The organism is Limnofasciculus baicalensis BBK-W-15 (assembly GCF_024178385.1).
In the GTDB taxonomy this organism is placed as follows: Bacteria; Cyanobacteriota; Cyanobacteriia; order Cyanobacteriales; family Coleofasciculaceae; genus Limnofasciculus; species Limnofasciculus baicalensis.
In genome coordinates this window covers 1-4,986 of record NZ_JAMZMM010000403.1, presented here as the reverse complement: position 1 = coordinate 4,986, position 4,986 = coordinate 1, and the positions used below count along the sequence as shown (strand labels likewise).

Annotated in this window: 5 protein-coding genes and 1 pseudogene; 3 read left to right on the top strand and 3 right to left on the bottom strand. The window is 43.0% G+C overall.

Annotated elements, in window-relative coordinates:
- Nucleotides 1-1,191: anhydro-N-acetylmuramic acid kinase (locus NJ959_RS25380; protein WP_254014541.1), on the bottom strand; the 1,191-nt coding region annotated here is incomplete at its 3' end.
- Between the two features lie 254 nt (nucleotides 1,192-1,445).
- Here NJ959_RS25380 and ybiA point away from each other — a divergent pair.
- On the top strand, nucleotides 1,446-1,958 hold the full coding sequence (gene ybiA / locus NJ959_RS25375; protein ID WP_254014540.1) for a riboflavin biosynthesis intermediates N-glycosidase: 513 nt from the start codon (nucleotides 1,446-1,448) through the stop codon (nucleotides 1,956-1,958).
- Nucleotides 1,959-2,282: 324 nt separating this feature from the next.
- Here the strand turns inward: ybiA and NJ959_RS25370 are convergent, their stop codons facing one another.
- Nucleotides 2,283-2,471 (bottom strand): hypothetical protein, encoded by a 189-nt coding sequence (locus NJ959_RS25370; RefSeq protein ID WP_254014539.1) that lies wholly within the window; start codon nucleotides 2,469-2,471, stop codon nucleotides 2,283-2,285.
- Between NJ959_RS25370 and NJ959_RS30975 the strand changes: the two are divergent.
- Nucleotides 2,470-2,601, top strand: a pseudogene (locus tag NJ959_RS30975) (IS701 family transposase); the annotation flags it as partial. The gene NJ959_RS25370 and the pseudogene NJ959_RS30975 overlap by 2 nt on opposite strands.
- Before the next feature lie 380 nt (nucleotides 2,602-2,981).
- Complete coding sequence (locus NJ959_RS25365) at nucleotides 2,982-3,419, top strand: DUF6918 family protein (protein WP_254014538.1); 438 nt, start codon at nucleotides 2,982-2,984, stop codon at nucleotides 3,417-3,419.
- 100 nt (nucleotides 3,420-3,519) lie between these two features.
- On the opposite strand, the gene NJ959_RS25360 is transcribed toward NJ959_RS25365, so the two are convergent.
- Nucleotides 3,520-4,701, bottom strand: coding sequence for a hypothetical protein (locus NJ959_RS25360; RefSeq protein ID WP_254014537.1), 1,182 nt, complete (start codon nucleotides 4,699-4,701; stop codon nucleotides 3,520-3,522).
- Nucleotides 4,702-4,986 lie beyond the last annotated feature (285 nt).

Here is a 4,986-nt window from a genome sequence, read left to right as displayed (position 1 = left end):
GATATTTCCGAGAGTGACTGCTGCTTTGGCACCAGTGACTTGAGGGAGATTACCAGGAATGCCGAGATTTCGCCAATAAGCTAAAACGGCAAACGCGATCGCTTCTTTAAAATCTCCACTCAGCCCCACCTCATCAGTGGTAAGGACTACCGCCGATCCCATCCTAACTTCTAGGCGTTCCTTCAAGTACAGATTGCGGCTACCCCCACCGCATAATAGTACCTCATCAGGCATCTGAGGCAAAAAGCGACGGTAACTATCAACAATGGAGGCGACGGTAAATTCGGTTAGGGTTGCCAATAAATCCGCAGGAGTCAGGCGATAAGCTTGACTTTGTACCAAACATTGTTGTATATAATCCCAGCCAAACAATTCTCGTCCTGTGGATTTAGGGGGTGCTATTTGGAAAAAATCTTGCTCTAACCACTGTTGGAGTAATTCCGAGCAAACTGTACCCTGACGCGCCCAACTGCCATTGCAATCGTAGGTTTGACTGCCGTTGGTAAAATGGTTGACTGCTAAATCTAACAGGGTGTTTCCAGGTCCAGTATCCCATCCACAAATTTTATCCAACCAGTTGCCTTGACGGGGAGGCAGATATGTCAAGTTACTAATGCCACCGATATTTTGGATACATCGGTGGTGGGTGGGTGAAGCAAGCAAATAAGCATCCACCCTCGATACTAAGGGCGCACCTTCCCCTCCCATCGCAATATCTGCCACACGGAAATTACTGATAGTTTTAATCCCTGTTACTTGGGCGATAACTTCTCCCCTTCCTAATTGAAGACTATATCCGAGGGGGAGGTGAGATGCCGGATAATTCCCGTCTTCTCCTGTTACCTCTTCCTCCTTAGCTCTTGCCTGATGAGAGCGAAGAGGAGGTTGGTGATAGACTGTTTGTCCGTGGGAACCAATTAGGGTTGCTGAGGGACGATCTTTTTGGATGGCTTGAGCCGAATGAGCAAATTGGAGCGCGATCGCATTATCTAATTCTGCTAATCCTGCCATAGAAAGAGAGGCTCCACGACAGACTTCCAGAATTTGCGCTCTGAGCTGAGTAGGGTAGGGATATGTCTCACCTGAGAGTAGCTCAACCTTTAAATCGTCCTCTGTACCAGTAATCTCTACCAAAGCGGCATCAATGCCATCTACTGATGTACCACTTATTAAACCAATTACGCGCGTCATAGAATTTTGGATTTTGGCCCGAAGGATTTTGGGGATATGGGATTTCTGATTATACCAATGGTCTTGCTAGGTATTAAAATAAAATTTAGGCGTAAATAAGCTATCGGCTTAATCGCTAAAGAGGACTAGATCAACAAAAGCGCTAGATATCTGATGGGGTGGGGAGGATTTTCCTATGTCTACTCCTGACTGCGATGCGCTGTTTTTTGCTGGAAATTTACCCTGTTGTCCGCTCAAATATTTTTGCTAATGCCATGACAATTTACTTTTATAAGGTTGACGCTCCCTTCGGCTGCTTTTCCAACTTTTCCCTCCATCCGATTTGGATAGATGGAGTATATTGGCAAACAGTGGAGCATTACTATCAAGCTCACAAGTTTGTCGGTGGTAAAAATGAATCTGCGATTGCTAAGATTCGCAAGGCAAAAACACCTGCTGAAGCTGCACAAATAGGACGAGCTTGTCCACACCAATGGCGTTCAGATTGGGATTTGGTGAAACTCTATATCATGTGGGAGGGGGTTTTAACGAAATTTATGAGCCATGCTGATATTCAGGCTATTCTCCTGAGTACGGGGGAAGAAATATTAGTTGAAGATTCCCCTGTTGATTACTACTGGGGTTGTGGGGAAGATCGAAGTGGTCTCAATAAACTTGGTCAAATTATCATGAATGTTCGTCAAGAAATTCGGTGGCGAAAACCCGAACATACTTGGCAATTGAAATCAAGTTCAGTTGATGAGCAATTAACTGAACTTGTGCTTTAGTAAAGGGAATTGGGGATGGAGAATGGGGAAAATAATCCTGTGAATTACCTAAATTATAATCGGGAAAAGGACATAGAAAAAATAATCCCGTAAATCCCCTAAATCCTGAGCATTTTTTTCAATAATTATTTGATCGGATCGGATTTATAGAAGATGTATTCCGAGATTTGATCGCTTTGAATATTTTTTTTAACGCAGAGGTACAGAGAGGGTTTCACAGAGGTACGCAGAGGGTTTTTAATGAAAGTTTGGGGTTCCTCCGGTTGCGGCTTTAGCCGCCTTCAGAATAGTCTTAAAATCCATTACATTTTTGACAACTCAAAGTCAAATACCAGGTAATGCTTTTACTGGTTGAGGTTGTACGATAATTTCTGGGGTTGGTTTGGGTGTGGGTGTGGATTGGGCTAACAGGGGTGAGTTTGGTGTGGATTGTTGTCTGAATAGGAAGTAGCCGCCACTAGTGACAAGGGCGAGAATGACAATATATGAGATGGGATGTTTGGGGAGAATCATGGATATTTGCTCAACAAGGAAGCTATTCTGTCGAGAATTGATATCAATTAATTATACCATAACCAACTTGGCAGACCATTTAGAGAATGTCAGTCATGACCGAATAAATTTCCACCTGACAAAAGAAAAATGGGAGCATCCCAATGAAGGGAAAGATACTTGTTTTTGCCAAAGTTTTTACCCCCCCATCCCCCCTTTCACAAGGGGGGAGCAAGAATATAAACTGCATTTCTTCCTTTCTCGGGATGCTCCCAGAAAAACTCACCCCCAGCTTACTGTGGGAGAAAGAGTTAGCCCATTCAACTTGCCAAACAATTTATCAAATCAAGCATAGTTTCCTGTCTGAATATTTAATTGAGCAGATGAAAATCCCAGAAGTACAATAGGTGTTGAGCTGGAGCGATTTTAGGAGCGATTAAATTTAGCGATAGCCTTGTGCAAGTTCCCTAAGTACTGTAGAATGAAGAATTATGTTTAAGCTAAAATACACAGACATTTAGGAGAAGCAAAATGGGACTTATCGATGGTCTAGCAGACAGGGAGAAAAAGAACATACTTGTCGCTGATTTCACCCAGCTAATCGACACACAGGTTGCTTCGATGAAAGGGGTTTCTGGACTTGCCCTTAAAGCTGGTTACTCTGCGGTGAAAGGCATTGCACCCAGCTATTGCTCCAAGGCAATTGAATGGCTTTTGCCAGAATTTTTTAATGTGCTAGATCCCATTTGGGCAGAAGGAATGGAAACGGGAGATCCAGTTGGACATCTCATTCAAAATAGCGATCCCGTCGCCGAAATATTACTCAGCGTGACCGATGGTAAGATCAAAAAATCCAATAATACGACTGTGCGAGCCGTCTATGGCAAGCTCCGCAACTCTGCCAAGAAACACGTAGAGGATGCAGTGCCAGGAGTCGCAAAGATCATCGATACCTACACAAAAAGCTAACCCCAAACAAAGGAAGTTTGTAGTTGGAATTGGGTGCATTTCACTTTAGTTTCGTGTAACGCACCCTACTAATAGAGGCTTTGCCTAAGTACTGAGATCGCTAATTACTAACTAACTTTAGTTTCTTTCTGCCCCAGCTCAATCCTATCAGTAACCCCACCACAACAATACCAGTCAAATAAGCTAAAGCAATTAACCGGATAAGGAGTGGAGGTTCCACTCCTGCCACTTCAATCATTTTAGAAACTTGGAATGGTTGAAATTGCCTTGTGGAATTAGCAGCAGGGGCAACTTCTACTTCAATTTTATGAGGTGCGCCATCAAAAAACTGCTGTTTCCATGTCAATTGTCCGTTTAAATTGGGTACAGTTTGGTAAGCAAAAGCAATCCATTCATCCTCAAGCTGAATTGATTTTATATTCAAAATTACATCAGTTGCTGGTTGATTTTTCTGCGTGTCGATGACTTGAATGTTTAGGTTTGCTAGTTGTCCAACGGTGGCAGTATTATCTCCCGAAAGTTGTACGTCTAATCCCTGAGACTGGATACTTCCTGAACTATTTGTTGCAGTTTCGTGATGATGATGATGCTCTCCGTGTTGGTGCGTGCCAGATTCAACTAGTTCAGCACTAATATTAACAAATAATAAGACTGCGATCGCAAAAATTATTGCCCCACTCAATAACAATCGCACTCGCGTTGGCGCAATTTCTCCCCATTCCATCTCTTGTCGTCCCCCAATGACAAAGCCACCTCCTATGCCAACAATGAGTAAAATCCCACAAAGGATGGCAAAATTGCGATATTTAACCCCGTTTTCTGGTATAGATAGAGTAATAGTTTGTTGGATTGGGGCAAAGGCATTCTTGACAATTGGGGTAACATTGACTAATAACTGATAAGTACCGCGAATCGGTAGAATTTGCTCAATCGCAAGTTCCCCTTTAGGTGCGATTCCATCCATCTCTAGTAAGGTTGTTCCTTCGACAATGGGGAAATCTGTGGGGAGCCAGGGGTTTTTAGGCGGAGTGAGAATAGTCAAACTAATTTTGGCATTTTCTAAAGGAATACCTGTTTTATCGACAGCTTGCAGCTTCAATTTTACGGGAGATTGGGGCGTATTCGCTTCAGCTTCAAAGGGGAATAATTGACTAACAGGGGGTTCAGTCGTCAGTCGTACTATTGATTCTGGAGATTGTGAAATTCCCACATTTCCATAGAGGATAGCACTCATCAAGCTAATCGCACAGATGAGTGAAAAGCATTTTAATTTTGATACCATGTTTCTTTTATTGGCAGAATTCAGTTGTTTATTAGAAGGAGGACTTAAGCAGCTACATTATATATAGTAGTTCGGGTGCGTTAGCATTATATATACAAGAGATTGTCGGTTTATGAAGTAGGCTCCAGAAACCCGGTTTCTTTAAGAAACCGGGTTTCTCTAGGGAGCATCCCGAGAAAGGAAGAAATGCAGGTTGTATTCTTGCTCCCCCCTTTGACAAGGCAGGGCTGGGGGGGGTAAAAACTTTGTCAAAAAACGAGTATATTTGCCAAAGTGGGATGCTCC